General features: G+C 72.1%; 13 protein-coding genes and 1 riboswitch. Of the genes, 10 read left to right on the forward strand and 3 right to left on the reverse strand.

Annotation, left to right across the window (positions count from 1 at the left end; all coding sequences use genetic code 11):
• The first annotated feature begins 15 nt into the window (after positions 1-15).
• The 7 genes from ABD714_RS03110 to ABD714_RS03140 all read left to right on the forward strand — a co-directional run bounded on the left by ABD714_RS03110 (position 16) and on the right by ABD714_RS03140 (position 8241).
• On the forward strand, positions 16-1935 hold the full coding sequence (locus tag ABD714_RS03110; protein WP_344810797.1) for a GTPase domain-containing protein: 1920 nt from the start codon (positions 16-18) through the stop codon (positions 1933-1935).
• Positions 1935-3599, forward strand: coding sequence for a GTPase (locus ABD714_RS03115; RefSeq protein WP_344810798.1), 1665 nt, complete (start codon positions 1935-1937; stop codon positions 3597-3599). Before ABD714_RS03110 ends, ABD714_RS03115 begins: the two co-directional genes overlap by 1 nt.
• 70 nt (positions 3600-3669) lie before the next feature.
• Positions 3670-3747, forward strand: a riboswitch (ZMP/ZTP riboswitch).
• A 21-nt stretch (positions 3748-3768) separates the two neighbouring features.
• Positions 3769-4614 carry a bifunctional 5,10-methylenetetrahydrofolate dehydrogenase/5,10-methenyltetrahydrofolate cyclohydrolase gene (locus ABD714_RS03120; RefSeq protein ID WP_344810799.1) on the forward strand — a complete coding sequence of 282 codons (846 nt, stop codon included), beginning with the start codon at positions 3769-3771 and terminating at the stop codon, positions 4612-4614.
• A 496-nt stretch (positions 4615-5110) separates the two neighbouring features.
• Positions 5111-5626 (forward strand): single-stranded DNA-binding protein, encoded by a 516-nt coding sequence (locus ABD714_RS03125; protein ID WP_344810800.1) that lies wholly within the window; start codon positions 5111-5113, stop codon positions 5624-5626.
• 8 nt (positions 5627-5634) lie between these two features.
• Positions 5635-5772 (forward strand): hypothetical protein, encoded by a 138-nt coding sequence (locus ABD714_RS03130; RefSeq protein ID WP_344810801.1) that lies wholly within the window; start codon positions 5635-5637, stop codon positions 5770-5772.
• 241 nt (positions 5773-6013) lie between these two features.
• Positions 6014-7693, forward strand: a complete 1680-nt coding sequence (gene ettA / locus ABD714_RS03135) for an energy-dependent translational throttle protein EttA (protein WP_344810802.1) — start codon at positions 6014-6016, stop codon at positions 7691-7693.
• A gap of 89 nt (positions 7694-7782) precedes the next feature.
• The gene (locus tag ABD714_RS03140) at positions 7783-8241 is read left to right on the forward strand and encodes a hypothetical protein (RefSeq protein WP_344810803.1); all 459 of its coding nucleotides are present in this window, start codon (positions 7783-7785) and stop codon (positions 8239-8241) included.
• Between the two features lie 21 nt (positions 8242-8262).
• Here ABD714_RS03140 and ABD714_RS03145 read toward each other — a convergent pair whose 3' ends face one another.
• The 3 genes from ABD714_RS03145 to ABD714_RS03155 form a co-directional block, all read right to left on the reverse strand.
• The gene (locus ABD714_RS03145) at positions 8263-9366 is read right to left on the reverse strand and encodes a DUF3800 domain-containing protein (protein ID WP_344810804.1); all 1104 of its coding nucleotides are present in this window, start codon (positions 9364-9366) and stop codon (positions 8263-8265) included.
• A 110-nt stretch (positions 9367-9476) separates the two neighbouring features.
• Positions 9477-12308: an FAD-binding and (Fe-S)-binding domain-containing protein gene (locus ABD714_RS03150; protein ID WP_344810805.1), complete on the reverse strand. Its 2832-nt coding sequence runs from the start codon at positions 12306-12308 to the stop codon at positions 9477-9479.
• A gap of 26 nt (positions 12309-12334) precedes the next feature.
• A complete protein-coding gene (locus ABD714_RS03155) occupies positions 12335-12799 on the reverse strand; it encodes a MarR family winged helix-turn-helix transcriptional regulator (protein ID WP_344810806.1) in 465 nt (154 codons plus the stop codon).
• A 96-nt stretch (positions 12800-12895) separates the two neighbouring features.
• Between ABD714_RS03155 and ABD714_RS03160 the strand changes: the two genes are divergently transcribed.
• The 3 genes from ABD714_RS03160 to ABD714_RS03170 all read left to right on the forward strand — a co-directional run bounded on the left by ABD714_RS03160 (position 12896) and on the right by ABD714_RS03170 (position 16034).
• On the forward strand, positions 12896-13447 hold the full coding sequence (locus ABD714_RS03160; RefSeq protein ID WP_344810807.1) for a YceI family protein: 552 nt from the start codon (positions 12896-12898) through the stop codon (positions 13445-13447).
• A gap of 124 nt (positions 13448-13571) precedes the next feature.
• Entirely contained in the window at positions 13572-14729 is a 1158-nt protein-coding gene (locus tag ABD714_RS03165; RefSeq protein ID WP_344810808.1) for an acyl-CoA dehydrogenase family protein, read from the forward strand.
• Between the two features lie 24 nt (positions 14730-14753).
• Positions 14754-16034: an acetyl-CoA C-acetyltransferase gene (locus ABD714_RS03170; protein WP_344810809.1), complete on the forward strand. Its 1281-nt coding sequence runs from the start codon at positions 14754-14756 to the stop codon at positions 16032-16034.
• Positions 16035-16187 lie beyond the last annotated feature (153 nt).

Here is a 16187-nt window from a genome sequence, read left to right on the forward strand (position 1 = left end):
AACGGGAGGGTCTGGATGACGGGTCGGGAGACCGGGCTGGAGACGGCCCTCGTCGGCCTGCGCGACACGCTCACCGGCGTCCGGCTGCCCATCGACCTGCCCCGGACCGACGAGCAACGCCGGGCCGCGCCCGATCTCGTCCGCCAGCTGGACGACTACGTCCTGCCCCGGCTGGCCACCATCGACGCCCCGCTGCTCGCCGTGGTCGGCGGCTCGACGGGGGCGGGCAAGTCGACGTTGGTCAACTCACTGGTCGGTCGTCGGGTGACCGCTCCCGGCGTGATCCGCCCGACCACCCGCTCGCCCGTTCTCGTGCACCACAGCAGTGACGCCGGCTGGTTCACCAGCACCCGGGTGCTCCCCGGCCTGGCCCGGGTGACGGGGTCCAGCAACGACACCCGGTCCCTCCAGCTGGTGCCCGACGACAGCATCCCGCCCGGTCTGGCTATCCTCGACGCCCCCGACGTCGACTCGGTCGTCGCGGACAACCGCAAGCTCGCCGCCCAGCTGCTGGCCGCCGCGGACCTGTGGTTGTTCGTCACCTCGGCCGCCCGCTACGCCGACGCCGTGCCCTGGGACTTCCTGCTCTCGGCAGCCGACCGCAGCGCCGCGGTGGCCGTGGTGCTGGACCGGATCCCGCCCCGGGCGATGGCGGAGGTGCCGGCGCACCTGGGCCGGTTGATGGGGGAGCGGGGTCTGGGCCGATCCCCTCTGTTCGCCGTGCCGGAGACCGACGTCGACGCCGACGGGCTGTTGCCCACCGCAGCGATCCAGCCGATCCGGACCTGGTTGGCCCGGCTGGCGGCGGACCAGGCCAGCCGGTCCGCGGTGGTGCACCAGACCCTCGACGGGGCGATCACCGCCGTGGCCCGCCGCTCACCGGCGATCGCGGACGCTCTGGACGAGCAGTCCAGCACGCTGGACCAGCTCCGTGGTGAGGTCGACGCGGCGTACGCCGAAGCCGTCCGCACCGTCGGGGTCCAGACCGCCGACGGCACGCTGCTGCGCGGTGAGGTGCTGGCCCGCTGGCAGGAGTTCGTCGGCACGGGTGAGTTCTTCCGCGCCATGGAGCAGAAGATCAGCTGGCTGCGGGACAAGATCACCTCGGTGCTCAAGGGCGAACCCGACGGAGCCCGCGACCTCAAGGTCGCGGTCAGCTCAGGTCTGGAGGCGCTGCTGCGCAGCGAGGCGGACGCGGCGGCGGAACGGGCCGACGCGTCCTGGCAGGCCAACGCCGCCGGCCGTCAGCTCCTCGCCAGGAGCGGGCAGGACCTGACCCGGGCCGCTCCGGACTTCGCCGACCGTGCGGCCCGGGCGATCCGCGACTGGCAGGGCGCGGTGCTCGACCTGGTGGCCGACACCGGGATGGCCAAGCGCTCGCGGGCGCGGTTCATGGCGCTCGGCGTGAACGGGGTCGGAGCCGCGCTGATGATCATCGTGTTCGCCCAGACCGGCGGCATCACCGGCGCCGAGGTGGGCATCGCCGGCGGCACCACCGTGGTCGCCCAGCGGGTGCTGGAGGCGGTCTTCGGCGACCAGGCCGTCCGTCGGCTGGCCACCACCGCCAAGGACGAGCTGGACGCGCGGGTGTCGGCGCTGATGGCCGACGAGCTGCTGCGCTACCACCGGCTGCTGGACGAGACCGTCGGCGATCCGACCCTGGCCGACCGGCTGCGGGCCGCGGTCGCTGAGGTCGAGCACCAGCTGGCCGCGACCGGGTCGCCGGGAGCCTCGGCCGCCACCGCGGCGGCCTCGGCCGCCGAAGCGGCGTCGCCGGCCCGGGCGGCCCTGGACGGCGAACCGTCGCGGCCCGCCCTCGAGCCGCCGCGGGTGCGTCAGGTCCCGTACGACGCCGGCACCCTGGTGGGCGACGACCGGGACATCGTGGACGCGGAGCTGGTCGAGGAGAGCGACGAGCCGGGCGGCCTGCGCTGATGGCCGTCTTCGGGCGGCGCGCGCGCCCCGACGACGCGACCGGGGTGGCTGACCGGGTCCGGGCCCTGGCCGAAGCCGCCGACGCCTGCCGCGGCCGGGTGCCGGACGAGGTCATCACCGAGGCGGAACGGGTGGCGACCCAGGTCGATCGCCGGCTCGCCTTCTCCGGCTCGGCCACCGTGGTCGCCCTGGCGGGGGCCACCGGGTCGGGGAAGTCGTCGCTGTTCAACGCGTTGTCCGGCACCGAGCTGGCCCGGGTGGGCGTGACCCGACCGACCACGTCGGAACCCTTGGCGGTCACCTGGGGTGACGAGCCGACCGAGGACCTGCTCGACTGGTTGCAGGTGTCCCGCCGGCACGCGCTACCGTCCGGGACGGGATCGACGGGGAGCGCGTCGGTGGACGGACTGATCCTCCTCGACCTGCCCGACCACGACTCGACGGAGAAGTCCAACCAGCTCCAGGTGGACCGACTGGTACAGCTGGTCGACGTGCTGGTGTGGGTGGTCGACCCCCAGAAGTACGCCGATGCGGTCCTGCACGAGCGCTATCTGCGACCTCTGGTCGAGCACGCACCGGTGATGACGGTGGTGCTGAACCAGGTCGACCGACTGTCCCGGACCGAACGGGAGGCGTGCTTGCGCGACCTGCGCCGGCTGCTGGACTCCGAGGGGCTGCAGCGGACCACGATCCAGGCGGTCTCCGCCGAGACGGGTGAGGGGCTGGCGGAGCTCCGGGAGCTGCTGGGCGGTCGGGTGGCCGACAAGCTCGCGGCCGCGCGACGGCTGGCCGCCGACGTGTCGACCGCCGCCGACCGGTTGGCGTCGGCCTCGGGTGACGCGGCCGTGCCCGAGCTGTCCCGGCGCAACCTGGAGACGATGAACACGGCGATGGCCGAGGCGGCCGGCGCCCGGGTGGTCGGCGACGCCGTCCGGGACGCCTGGCGGGTCCGGGGTGCCGCGGCGACGGGGTGGCCGGTGGTGGCCTGGATCGGTCGGCTCAAGCCGGACCCCCTCCGCCGGTTGCACCTGGACCGGCTCTCGGCGGGGACCAGGGGATCCCCGAAGGAGATCGACCCGACCGGGGTCGGTCGCACCTCGCTACCGACCCGCTCCGGGGTGCAGCAGGCCCGGGTCGACACCGCCGTACGGGACCTGGCGGCCGAGGCGTCCGGCGGGTTGACGCGCGGCTGGACGGACGCGGTGAAGGCCGCGGCCCGGTCGCAGGAGTCACGCCTGCCCGACGCCCTGGACCGCGCGGTGGCCCGGACGGACCTGGACGTGGATCGTCGGCGCAGATGGTGGCAGGTCGTCCGGGTGCTGCAGTGGCTCCTGCTCGCCGCCGTGGTCGCCGGGCTGCTCTGGTTGGCCGCGGCCTTCGTGCTCGCCTACCTGCAGCTGCCGCCGTTGCCTCCGGTGACCTGGGGCCGGCTGCCCGCCCCCACCGTGCTGGTGCTGGGCGGCGTGCTGGCCGGTCTGCTGCTCGGCGGTCTCAGCCGGATCGGGGTCGTGGTCGGGGCATCGCGCCGCGAGCGTGCTGCCCGCGCGGCCCTGCGCCGGTCGGTCACCGTCGTCACCGACGAGCTGGTCGTCCAGCCGGTGCGCGGCGAGCTCGACCGGTACGCCCGCGCCCGGGCCGCGCTGAGCCGCGCCTCCGCCCGCTGACCCCCCACCCCGCGTTTTGCACCGCTATCCACGTCTGATGTGGTTTTCGCTCCAGAAGTCCACCTGTCGTACGCTGTCGCCGCGACTGGCGTAGGTGGGGAACCACCGGGAAGCACGACTGCGAGCATCGCCCGCCTGGGTGCTCCTCTGACGGAGGAGCACACCCGGAATGACAGCTGCCCTGATGGACGGAACCGCCGTCGCGAGGCGATCCCTGGACGACACCCGTACGCGGGTGAGCGCCTACCGCGAGACGACCGGGCGGACGCCGCGGCTCGCCACCGTGCTGGTCGGCGACGACCCCGCCTCGCACACGTACGTGCGGATGAAGGTGAACCGCTGTCGCCAGGTCGGCATCGACTCGTTGCGCCGTGACCTGCCCGCGGAGAGCACCACCGCCCAGGTGGTGGCGACTGTCGACGAGCTGGTGGCCGACGAGAGCGTGGACGGCATCCTCGTGCAGCACCCCATGCCGGGCCACATCGACGAGCGCGCCGTGTTCGACGCGATCAGCCGGGGCAAGGACGTCGACGGGGTGACCGCCAACGCGTTCCTCGACATGGCGAACGGCCACGAGGAGACCTTCGCGTCCTGCACCCCGGCGGGGATCGTCGCCCTGCTCGACGCGTACGACGTGCCCCTCTCCGGGAAGCACGTGGTGGTGATCGGGCGCAGCTCCATCCTCGGCAAGCCGGCGGCCCTGATGCTCCTCGGGCGCGACGCCACCGTCACCATCTGCCACTCCAAGACCCGGGGTCTGGCTCAGTTCGTCTCCGAGGCCGACATCGTGGTCGCGGCGGTGGGTCGGCCCGAGCTGATCCGCGGTGAGTGGATCAAGCCCGGTGCCGTGGTGATCGACGCCGGCTACAACGAGGGCAACGTCGGTGACGTCGCCTTCGGCCCCGCGGCCGAGCGCGCGAGACTGATCACGCCGGTGCCCGGGGGAGTGGGTCCGATGACCATCGCGATGCTGCTGGCCCAGACCGTGAGCGCCGCGGAGCAGCGCGAGAGCTGAACCCTGCTCGGCGCGGTTGCCGGCGATCGTGGTTCGCGGGGTCATGGGTTCGCCGGGTGCGGTTCGCCGGGTGTGACTTGCCGGATGTGACTCGGCGGATGTGACTCGGTGGCGGGTTCCGGTGCGGAGGTGCCGCCCTCGGGTCGCCGGATGTGGCTCGGTGGCGGGTTCCGGGTAGGCGGTCGGCACGACAGCTGCCCGTAGGTGACTCGGTGGTGGAATCCGGTGACGCCGCGTCTCACGCAGACGCCAGCAGGCGGGCGTACGGACAGGTCGTCACCGACCCCGCTGCCGAGAGGAGCCGGGTACTGCCGAGCGTGAGCCAGGACCTCCGGTGCGGCACTGCCGTCGGATCGGGTCGACTCCAGTTGTCCACAGGTGGGACCGCCCCTCGAGCGTCGTCCACAGATCCCGCAGCACCCCGTACGAAACCGCGCGGCGTCCTTTGTGTGTCAGCAGAGCACCGGGTGGTCCGGGCACAGGAGGGGATGACGACATGGACGCGTACGTGCAGCTGACCGGGAACGTCGGGGGAACTGTCGAGTTCCGCAACAACGGGGTGCCGGTGGCCAGCTTCCGGCTGGCCCACACCCCACGGGTGCGCCGCAACGGGGAGTGGGCCGACGCGGCGACCACCTGGATCACCGTCACCTGCTTCCGGGCGCTGGCCGAGAACGTGACGGCGAGCCTCCACAAGGGACAGCCGGTGCTGGTCGCGGGTCGGCTGCGGACCAACGTGTGGACCAAGGAGGGGGTCACCTACGAGCGGCTCACCCTCGAGGCCACCACCGTCGGCCACGACCTGACTCGGGGCACGGCCACCTTCTTCCGGGCGCGCAGCGACGACGCACCGGAGGACCGCGACGCCAGCTTGGGAGAGCTGATCGGACGGGTCGAGTCGCAGCAGGCCGGCGGTCTGGACGACGCTGACGTCGCCACGCTCGCCGAGCCGTCCGAGGAGGAGGCCGAGGAACGGGTCGACGACGACGGGGTCGTCAGTCGGGTGGCGTAGCGGGTCGCGTGGCGACCGCGGACGGAGCCGGCTTCCGTGGCCGGTCCGGCACGCAGCGGTCCGTGCGGATCCTCCGGCAGCTGATCCTCGTCGACGGCACCTTTCTCGCCGGTAGCCTCACGCACGCCTGGTGGTCGGGCGACTGACGACCTCGTCTTCCGGCCGTGGTCGCTGGTGTTCGTGCTGATGCTGGGCGGTTGGTTGGTGCTGCTGCGGAAGGCCGCCCGCGGCGACTCGTCGGCGAGCCGGCGCTCCTGACTGAGTCGGCGCTCCACGGGGCGGTCCCGGTCGCGGACGCATCGAGGTTGGGATACGTCCCCGGCCCCGATAGGTTGGTGGGGTCGGTGACGTCCCCGGCGCCCCCTCAACGTGAAGGTCCACGAAGGTATGCCTGAGTTCATCTACTCGATGCACAACGTCCGCAAGTCCCTCGGCGACAAGGTCGTGCTGGACAACGTGACGCTGTCGTTCTACCCCGGCGCGAAGATCGGCGTCGTCGGTCCGAACGGCACCGGCAAGTCCACGCTGCTGAAGCTGATGGCCGGCATGGTCAAGCCCAGCAACGGCGACGCCATGCTGGCCAAGGACGCGACGGTGGGCATCCTGCTGCAGGAGCCGCCGCTGACCGAGGGCAAGACGGTGCTGGAGAACGTCGAGGAGGCCGTCGCCGACATCAAGGCCCTGCAGACCCGGATGGACGAGCTGGGACTGGCCATGGCCGAGCCGGACGCCGACTTCGACGCCTTGATGGCCGAGATGGGCGAGGTGCAGACGGAGCTGGACAACCGCAACGCCTGGGACATCGACTCCCAGCTGGAGCAGGCGATGGACGCGCTGCGCTGCCCGCCGCCGGACACGCCGGTCGACATCCTCTCCGGTGGTGAGCGACGCCGGGTCGCGCTGTGCAAGCTGCTGCTGCAGCAGCCCGATCTGCTGCTGCTCGACGAGCCCACCAACCACCTGGACGCTGAGTCGGTGCACTGGCTGGAGGGTCACCTCAAGGCGTACGCCGGGGCGGTGCTGGCCGTCACCCACGACCGGTACTTCCTCGACAACGTGGCGGAGTGGATCCTCGAGCTCGACCGCGGTCGCACGCACCCGTACGAGGGCAACTACTCGACCTACCTGCAGACCAAGCAGTCCCGTCTCCAGGTCGAGGGCAAGCGCGACGCCAAGCGGGCCAAGATCCTGGAGCGCGAGCTGGAGTGGGCGCGGTCCAACCCCAAGGCCCGGCAGGCGAAGAGCAAGGCCCGCCTCGCCCGGTACGAGGAGATGGCCGCCGAGGCCGATCGCAACCGCAAGCTGGACTTCGAGGAGATCAACATCCCGGCGGGTCCACGCCTGGGCAGCAACGTGCTCGACGCCACCAAGCTGGTCAAGGGGTTCGGGGACCGGCTGCTGTTCGACGGACTCAGCTTCACCCTGCCCCGGGCCGGCATCGTCGGTGTGGTCGGCCCCAACGGTGTCGGCAAGTCGACCCTGTTCCGGATGATCATCGGCGAGGAGACCCCCGACGCGGGGTCACTGAAGCTCGGTGACACGGTCAAGTTCTCCTACGTCGACCAGAGCCGGGCCGGCCTGGATCCCCAGAAGAACGTCTGGGAGCTGGTCTCGGACGGCCTGGACTACATCAAGGTCGCCAACTTCGAGGTGCCGTCCCGGGCGTACGTGGCGTCCTTCGGCTTCAAGGGCCCCGACCAGCAGAAGCCGGCCGGCGTGCTGTCCGGCGGCGAGCGGAACCGGCTGAACCTGGCCCTGACGCTGAAGATGGGCGGCAACCTGCTGCTGCTCGACGAGCCGACCAACGACCTGGACGTCGAGACCCTGCAGTCGCTGGAGGATGCCCTGCTCGACTTCCCGGGCTGCGCCGTGGTCATCTCCCACGATCGGTGGTTCCTGGATCGCGTGGCCACCCACATCCTGGCGTGGGAGGGCGATGACGCCGATCAGGCCCAGTGGTTCTGGTTCGAGGGCAACTTCAACGACTACGAGGCCAACAAGCTGTCCCGGCTCGGCGCCGAGGCCGCTCGTCCGCACCGCGCCACCCACCGCCGCCTGACCCGCTGACCCCGACCGGCCAGCCCGACCGACCCGGAACCACCGACTCCGGGCGGGCGGGCTGACGGGTGCCGAGCCGACTCACCGAGGAGACCTCGATGTCCGACGTACCGTCCGAGGACCTGCCTGATCCCGATCACCGCACGCCGGACGGCGTCGACGACGCCACCGTCGAGGCGTTGGGGAAGCTGTCGGAGGCGCTGGAGACCTGCGAGCGCGCGCGGGGTCACCTGTACTCGTTCCATCAGCTCACCGGTTCCGCCGACATCCAGCTGGGTGACGCCCTGACCTCGCTGCGCGACGCCGGCCACGGTGCGGTCGCCGACCGGCTCGAGGCCGAGCTGATCGGGCGCAACGTGCTCGCCGGGCGGTGGACCTTCCAGATCGTCGAGGAGTACGACGACACCTACTGGTCCACCTTCCGCGCGCTCGAGAAGCAGGCGCGCGACGAGCTCGTCGGCGGCCGTCGACACCTGTTCGAGGCTCGGCTCAAGCAGGACGAGAGGACGGCCGGTCGTCGGCACCACGAGGCCACTCCGGGCGATTCACCCGGCTGACCCCGCCCCGGCTCCCGTCTGTCACGGTCCCGCCCCGCTCGGTGCCGTCCCGCTCGGTCCCGTCCCGCTCGGTCCCGTCGTCCCCGCTCCGTCTGCCCCGCTCCCGTCACGTCCGCCTCCATCGCGCCAGGTCCCCTCCGCCAGGTCTCCGTCTCGCCAGGCCTCGTCGGGCCAGACCGATGCCGGATCCACGAGCGGGTCGATCAGGTCGATCAACCGACGGTCGGGTCGTCCGGTCAAGAGACTCGCTCCCGCCCGGCGGGCGATGCCGGCCACGAGATCGGCGATCTGCACCCGCGGGTCGTCGCGGGAGTCCACCCGGCGCACCTCGACGGTGTGACCGGGATGAGCCTGGTCCAGGCGCCGCGCGATCTCCGCCATCCGCCAGGGGGTCAACACCGACTGCTCGTCGTGCACCACGACGAGGTCACGGTGGGTCGCGCCCCAGGTGAGCACGGCGCGGTCGAGGGCGGGCAGCAGCGGCTCGACCAGGGGTGGGCGTCGCGGGTCGCTCTCCGCCGCTCGCCGTACGCCCCTCGCCCGCGGCACGTCGGCGAGGAGAAGCTGCAGGGCCTCCCGTACGCCGGCCGGAGCCGGCAGGTTCGTGAGGGCAACGAGCTCGCCCTCGAAGTCGGAGACGGCCGACGCCGGCACCCACCGGCTGGGCGGCCGCAGCGCCTTGCCCGCCAGGACCAGGAACCTCTGCCAGCGCTGGGGTCCGAACACGGCATCCCCCTGGCGGTGGACCTCGAGCGCCATCCCGCGGGTGGTGGCGTTCTGCCCCGGCAGGTCGAGCCCGCTCACCTCACCGGTGCCCACCAGCACGTCCGCCAGCCGGGTGAGCAGGAACAGCCGGGTGTCGATCAGGTGCACCCGCACCTGGTCGCCGAGCAGACCGTCCCGGTCGAGGAGCCGGTGCAGGTCGTCGTCGTCGCACCACCGCAGCAGCCAGCTCGCCTTGAGCTCCCCGTGGGCCGACACCCGCCGCCGCAGCCGCTCCATCTCGTCCCGCGCCGACTCGACCGGCACCCGGAGGCTGGCGTGGGTGAAGACGGCGTGGCGGGAGGTGAGGTTCCCGCCGGTGAAACCCGACTCGTCGCACGTGACCTCGACCGGCGTCGGCACGATCTACCGCCCGGTCCGGCCCGTGGCTCCCACCCGATCGCTCACCCGGAAACCGTACGAGGCGCCGTCGGACGGTCCAACCGGTATCCGACTCCGGGTCGGGAACGACCTCAGCTGTCCGGGGCGGCCGTGGACGTACGCCGGGCGAGGAGCTCGGCGAGGGTGATCGCCTGGGTGCCGGCCAGCTCGGCGAGCTGGGTGCGGCAGGAGAACCCGTCGGCCAGCACGGTCGCGCCCGGGTGGGCCGCCACCGCCGGCAGCAGGTCGTGCTCGGCCACCGTGACCGACACCTCGTAGTGCCCCTTCTCGACGCCGAAGTTGCCGGCCAGGCCACAGCAGCCGCCCACGGTGGTGACACTCGCCCCTGAGGCCTTCAAGAGCTTGGCGTCGGCCTGCCAGCCCAGCACGGCGGCGTGGTGGCAGTGCGGCTGGGCGACGATCTCCACGTCGGACAGATCCGGCGGCGACCAGTCCGGAGTCCGGTCCAGCAGCTCGGCCAGGGTCAGCACGCCGGCCCCGACCTCGGCCACCCGCGGCTCGTCGGGCAGCAACTCGGGTGCGTCGCTGCGCCAGACCGCGGTGCAGGACGGCTCGAGGCCGACGATCGGGACCCCCGCGGCCACGTACGGGTGCAGGACGTCCAGACTCTGGCGGAGCTGGCGCCGCGCCCCCTCCCGCTGACCGGTGCTGATCCAGGTCAGCCCGCAGCAGGCGGTCCGGTCCAGGAACTGCGGGGCGTACCCGGCCGAGCGCAGCACCTCGACGACGGCCTCGACGCCGTGGCCGGTGAAGCAGTCGGAGAAGGAGTCCACCCAGACCAGCACCGGCCGGCCCTCGGTGGCGGGCAGGGCCACCCGGCTCCGGGCCGGTCGGTCCGCGAACCGCGGCAGCTGCCGGCGCTGGTCGACCCCGGCGCTCCACTTCACGATCCGCCGCAGTCCCGGCAGACCCAAGGTCAGGTTCACCACCGTGGCCAGAGCGGTGGACCGGGTGATCAGCCGACCCCACCGCGGCAGCCAACCCAGGGTGTAGTGCGACCGCGGCCGCAGCGAGCCGGCGTACGTGTGGTCCAGGACCTCCGACTTGTACGCCGCCATGTCGATCCCGGTCGGGCAGTCGCGGGCGCAGCCCTTGCAGGACAGGCACAGGTCGAGGGCCGCGTGCACGGCGGGCGACTTCCACCCCAACTGGACGAGGTCGCCGTTCACCATCTCCTGCAGCACCCGGGCGCGACCGCGGGTGGAGTCCTTCTCGTTGCGGGTGGCCAGGTACGACGGGCACATCACCCCCAGGCTGCCGGTGCTGTCGGCCAGGCACTTGCCCACGCCGGAGCACTTGTGCACCTCGGCGGAGAAGCGGTCGGCCGTGCGACCCACCAGGGCGGCCGCCCGCAGATCCGCGTCGACCGGTCGCGGGTCGACCAGGACCCCGGGATTGAGCAGGTTGTCCGGGTCGAACGCCGCCTTCACCTCGCCGAACAGGGAGATGGCGGCGGGGGAGTACATGGACGGCAGCAGGGCGGAGCGGGCCCGACCGTCCCCGTGCTCACCCGACATCGACCCGCCGTAGCCGGCTACCAGCCGGGCCGCGTCCTCCACGAACGACCGGTAGCGCGCGGCCCCGCCGTCGGAGGTCAGCGGGAAGTCGATCCGGACGTGCACGCAGCCGTCGCCGAAGTGCCCGTACGGCAGCCCGTGCAGCCCGTAGTCGTCCAGCAGCGCGTCGAAATCGCGCAGGTACCGGCCCAGCGAGGCCGGCGGCACGGCGGCGTCCTCCCACCCCGGGTACGCCGGAGCGGCCAGCGACACCCCGGCCAGACCGGCGCCGTCCTCGCGGATCTTCCACAGCGCGAGCGCCTGGTTCTGGTCGGTCACCACCTCGCCGTCCAGGCAGTCCGAGGCGGCCAGCAGGGCGGCGGCGCGGCCCGCCAGCTCGCCGGGATCCGCCCCGACCAGCTCGACGAACACCCACCCGTCGCCGCGGGGCAGCGGCGGGACCGCTCCCTCCCCGCGGGTGCGACGGACCACGTCGACGATGCGCCGGTCCAAGCCCTCGATGGCCGTGGGGGAGAAGCCGAGCAGCACCGGGGTGGCATCGGCCGCCTCGGGCATCGAGGCGTAGCCGAGCGCGATCATGATCTTGTGCGGGGCGTCGGCGACCAGTCGGACGGTCGCCTCGGTGATCACCGCGAGGGTGCCCTCGGTGCCGGCCAGGAACCTGGTCACGTCGAACTTCTTCTCCGGCAGCAGGTGCTCCAGGCTGTAGCCGGACACCTGACGCCCGAAGGTGCCGAACTCGGTGCGGATCGTGCCCAGGTGGCCCGCGACGACTGACTGCAGCGCGTGCAACGAGGCCGATGCGTCGACGTCGATCGGGGTCCGGGTGTCCAGGGTCAGCTGCTCACCGGACCCGGTGACCACCTTCAGGGCGATCACGTTGTCGGCCGTCCTGCCGTAGCCCAGGGCACGGGGTCCGCAGGCGTTGTTGCCGATCATCCCGCCGATGGTGCAGCGGGTGTGCGTGGACGGGTCCGGCCCGAACCGCAGTCCGTACGGCGCGGCCTCCCGCTGGAGTGCGGCCTGCACCACCCCGGGATCGACGACGGCGAGCCGCTCCTCGGCGTCGACGCGGTGGATCCTGGTCAGGTGGCGCGCGACGTCGACCACCAGGCCAGGGCCGACAGCGTTGCCGGCACAGGAGGTCCCCGCTCCGCGGGTGGTCACCGCCGTGCCGGTCGAGCGGGCCGCGTCGAGCACGGTCACCAGCTCCTCGACCGTGCGCGGTCGGGCCACGGCCAGCGGCACCACCCGGTAGACCGAGGCGTCGGAGGAGTAGAGCGCGCGGGTGAGCTTGGTGGTGTCGAGGACGTCGGCCAGCCCACGGCGCCGCAGCGCGTGCGACAGGTCGGCCGCGGGGGCGGAGAGGGTGAGTGAGGTCGGCATGATCGACCTCGATGCTACGTGAGCGGTCAGGCGTCGGAGGCGTCGTCCGGCGGGACCGCGAGGACGGCGGCGAACACCCGGCCGAGTGCTTCCCAGTCCTCCGGTGCGACCGCGTCGACCAGGTTCCGCCGGACCGCTGCCACATGACCGGGGGCGGCGGCCGCGAGCACCGTGAACCCGGTGTCGGTGAGCTGGGCCCAGACACCACGACGATCCGTCGGGCAGGTGGTCCGGACGACCAGGCCGGCCTTCTCCATCCGGGCGATGGTGTGGGTCAACCGAGAGCGTGACTGGTGCACGGCGTCGGCCAGCTCGGACATCCGCAGCCGCCGCTCGGGGGACTCCTCGAGGTTGACCAGGATCTCGTACTCGGGGAGGTCCAGACCGGAACCCTGCAGGTCGGCCCCCAGCCGCTCGTCCAGGCGGGCGGATCCCAGCAGGTAGGTGCGCCAGACCTTCTGTTGATCCCCCGTCAGCCACCGCGTGCACATGGAGACAGTCTAGCAGAGTGGTTGACGTTTCAATTAGAGCTTTGCTATGCTCGTCTCCAGTAGTTGAAATCTAAACTTCTTCCGAAGGAGCCCCGCATGACCCAGCAGATCGAGACCACCGAGCTCGTCGCCGGCACCTGGAACATCGACCCCGCCCACTCCGAGGTCGGCTTCAGCGTGCGCCACCTGATGAGCAAGGTCAAGGGCCGCTTCGCCGAGTTCTCCGGCACCGTCACCACCACCTCGCCGAACCCCGTCGACGCCAGCGTCGAGGTCACCATCGTGTCCTCCTCCATCAGCACCAACAACGCGCAGCGCGACGCCCACCTGCAGTCCGCGGACTTCTTCGACCCGAGCAACGGCGGCACCCTCGCCTTCCGCAGCACCGGCATCCGGGAGAGCGGCGACGGCTACGTCATCGCCGGCGAGCTGACCATCAACGGCATCACCAAGGCCGTCGACCTGGACGCCGACTTCCTCGGTGTCGCCGTCGACGCGTACGGCGTCACCCGCCTGGGGGCCGAGGCGCACACCTCGATCGACCGCAAGGACTTCAACGTCACCTTCAACGTCCCGCTCGACGGCGGCAAGCTGCTGATCGGCGACAAGGTCGACATCTCCCTGGCCATCGAGGCCGCCCAGGCCTGACCCGCCTACCGCTCTCCGGCGGCTCCCCGGAGGATGCGTCGGCCCCTCGGCGTCGGTGCTGGTCAGCCTTGCTACTCACGAGTAACATAGGGATCCCAGCACCGACGCACAGGGAGTCCGACGCATGAGGCGCACCATCTTCGACTCCGACCACGACGCCTTCCGCGAGACCTGCCGGACGTTCGTGGAGCGTCAGCTGCGCCCCAACCAGGAAAAGCACATCGCCAACCACGAGTTCGGGCGCGAGATGTGGCTCGAGCTGGGGAAGCAGGACCTGCTGGGACTGAACGTGCCGGCCGAGTACGGCGGCGCCGGTGCGGAGGACCCACGGTTCGCCATGGTGCTGGCCGAGGAGCTCGCCAGGTTCGCCTTCGCCTACTCCTCCTGCGTCGGCATCCACGCCGACTGCGTCGCCCCGTACCTGGTCGAGCTGGGCACCGAGGAGCAGAAGCAGCGGTGGCTGCCGCGGTTCTGCACCGGGGAGCTGATCACCGCCATCGCCATGACCGAGCCGTCGGGGGGCTCGGACCTGGCGAACCTCAAGACCACCGCCGTCCGCGACGGTGATGAGGGTCGCGGTGGCTGGGTCCTCAACGGCTCCAAGACCTTCATCACCAACGGCTACTCCGCCGACCTGGTCGTCGTCGCCGCCCGCACGAGCCCCGACAAGCGGGCTCGCGGCATCACCCTGTTCGCCGTCGAGACCGGGATGCCCGGGTTCGAGCGCGGTCGGAAGCTGGACAAGGTCGGGCAGCCGGAGTCCGACACCGCCGAGCTGTTCTTCGCCGACGTCCGCGTCCCGGACGCCAACGTGATCGGCGAGGTCGACCGCGGCTTCATCTACATGATGGAGCGGCTGGTGACCGAGCGCGTCGGGGCCGCGGTGAGCAACCTGGCCCACGCCCGGCAGATCCTCGACGAGACGCTCGCGTACGTGAAGGAACGCCAGGCGTTCGGGCAGCCGGTGGGGTCCTTCCAGGCCAACAAGCACCGACTCGCCGAGCTCGTCACCCAGTGCGAGGTGACCCAGGCCTTCATCGACGCCTGCATCCTGCAGCAGGTCGACGGCACCCTGTCAGCTGTCGATGCGGCCAAGGCCAAGTGGTGGACCGCCGACGTGCAGAACGCGGTGCTCGACGCCTGCGTGCAGCTGTGGGGCGGGTACGGCTACATGCACGAGTACCGGGTGGCCCGCGCCTGGGCCGACGCCCGGGTGACCCGGATCTGGGCCGGCTCCAACGAGATCATGAAGGAGATCATCGGCCGTGACCTCGGACTCTGACCGCCCTGCCGAGAGGGTCCGCTCATGACCTGGGTCTCCGAGCTCGGCCGGGACCACACCGGGTTCGACCACCGACCGAGTGACCGGGACGCCGTCATCGTGGCGGCCGCCCGGACACCCATCGGGCGGGCCGTCAAGGGCTCGCTGGCCGGTGTCCGGCCCGACGACCTGGCCGCCGGGGTGGTCGCGGCGGCCCTGTCGAAGGTGCCGGGTCTCGACCCGACCACCCTGGACGACCTCTACCTGGGGTGCGCCGAGCCGCGCGACGAGCACGGCGGCAACCTGGCCCGCCGGGTCGCGGTGCAGCTGGGTCTGGACTCCGTGCCCGCCGCCACCGTCAACCGGTTCTGCGCCTCCAGCGTGCAGACCGCCCGGATGGCCACCCACGCCATCTGGGCCGGGGAGGGCGACGCGTTCGTCTCCGCCGGGGTGGAGTGCGTGTCCCGCTACCGCGGCTTCGGGTCCGCCGGGGTCGACCCGAGCGACACCCAGAACCCGCTGTTCGCCGCCGCCGCGGCTCGGACCGCCCGCACCGCCGAGACCAACGAGCGCTGGCACGATCCCCGGCTGGACGGCGAGCTGCCCGACATCTACATCGCGATGGGCCAGACGGCCGAGAACGTGGCCACCGCGTACGGCGTCAGCCGTGCCGACCAGGACGCCTTCGGCGTACGGTCCCAGAACCTCGCGGAGCAGGCGATCGCGGCCGGGGTGTTCGACGACGAGATCGCCCCGGTGACGCTGGCCGACGGGACCGTGGTGTCCACCGACGACGGTCCGCGGGCCGGCACCACCCTGGCCGCGGTGTCCGGCCTCAAGCCCGTGTTCCGGGCGGACGGCACGGTGACCGCGGGCAACTGCTGCCCGCTGAACGACGGCGCCGCGGCCGTGGTGATCATGAGTGGGGCCCGGGCCGCCGAGCTCGGGCTCACTCCGCTGGCCCGGATCGTGACCTCGGCCGCGACCGGCCTCAGTCCGGAGATCATGGGGGTGGGACCGGTCGAGGCGACCCGCCGGGCCCTGCGTCAGAGCGGCCTGTCCCTGGACGACATCGGCCTGGTCGAGATCAACGAGGCGTTCGCCGCCCAGGTGATCGCGTCCGCGCGCGAGCTCCACCTCGACGCCGACCGGCTCAACGTGCACGGCGGCGCCATCGCCCTAGGGCACCCGTTCGGCTCGACCGGCGCCCGGATCATGACCACCCTGCTCAACGCCATGCAGCGGCGCGACGTCGAGTTCGGTCTGGAGACCATGTGCGTCGGCGGGGGCCAGGGGATGGCTGTCGTCCTCCAGCGACTGGCCTGAGGCCCGGAACCGGCGGTCCACCTGGCCGGCGGACGGGCGCGGGCACGCTGAGAGGACGGCGAGAATACGTCGTACGCGACGACGCCGCCCGGTCGGGTTGACTAGGCTGCGGAGGACCTGCGCCGTTCGGTGCCGGCCCGCCTCCCCGTACCC

The sequence above is a fragment of the Microlunatus aurantiacus genome, assembly GCF_039536605.1.
GTDB lineage: Bacteria > Actinomycetota > Actinomycetes > Propionibacteriales > Propionibacteriaceae > Microlunatus > Microlunatus aurantiacus.

Bases quoted from the DNA above. Each gene is read 5' to 3' on its own strand.
- ABD714_RS03110 (WP_344810797.1), top strand. From the start codon at position 16: ATGACGGGTCGGGAGACCGGGCTGGAGACGGCCCTCGTCGGCCTGCGC.
- ABD714_RS03115 (WP_344810798.1), top strand. From the start codon at position 1,935: ATGGCCGTCTTCGGGCGGCGCGCGCGCCCCGACGACGCGACCGGGGTG.
- ABD714_RS03150 (WP_344810805.1), bottom strand. From the start codon at position 12,308: ATGCCGACCTCACTCACCCTCTCCGCCCCCGCGGCCGACCTGTCGCAC.
- ABD714_RS03120 (WP_344810799.1), top strand. From the start codon at position 3,769: ATGACAGCTGCCCTGATGGACGGAACCGCCGTCGCGAGGCGATCCCTG.
- ettA (WP_344810802.1), top strand. From the start codon at position 6,014: ATGCCTGAGTTCATCTACTCGATGCACAACGTCCGCAAGTCCCTCGGC.
- ABD714_RS03170 (WP_344810809.1), top strand. From the start codon at position 14,754: ATGACCTGGGTCTCCGAGCTCGGCCGGGACCACACCGGGTTCGACCAC.
- ABD714_RS03125 (WP_344810800.1), top strand. From the start codon at position 5,111: ATGGACGCGTACGTGCAGCTGACCGGGAACGTCGGGGGAACTGTCGAG.
- ABD714_RS03155 (WP_344810806.1), bottom strand. From the start codon at position 12,799: ATGTGCACGCGGTGGCTGACGGGGGATCAACAGAAGGTCTGGCGCACC.
- ABD714_RS03160 (WP_344810807.1), top strand. From the start codon at position 12,896: ATGACCCAGCAGATCGAGACCACCGAGCTCGTCGCCGGCACCTGGAAC.
- ABD714_RS03165 (WP_344810808.1), top strand. From the start codon at position 13,572: ATGAGGCGCACCATCTTCGACTCCGACCACGACGCCTTCCGCGAGACC.
- ABD714_RS03140 (WP_344810803.1), top strand. From the start codon at position 7,783: ATGTCCGACGTACCGTCCGAGGACCTGCCTGATCCCGATCACCGCACG.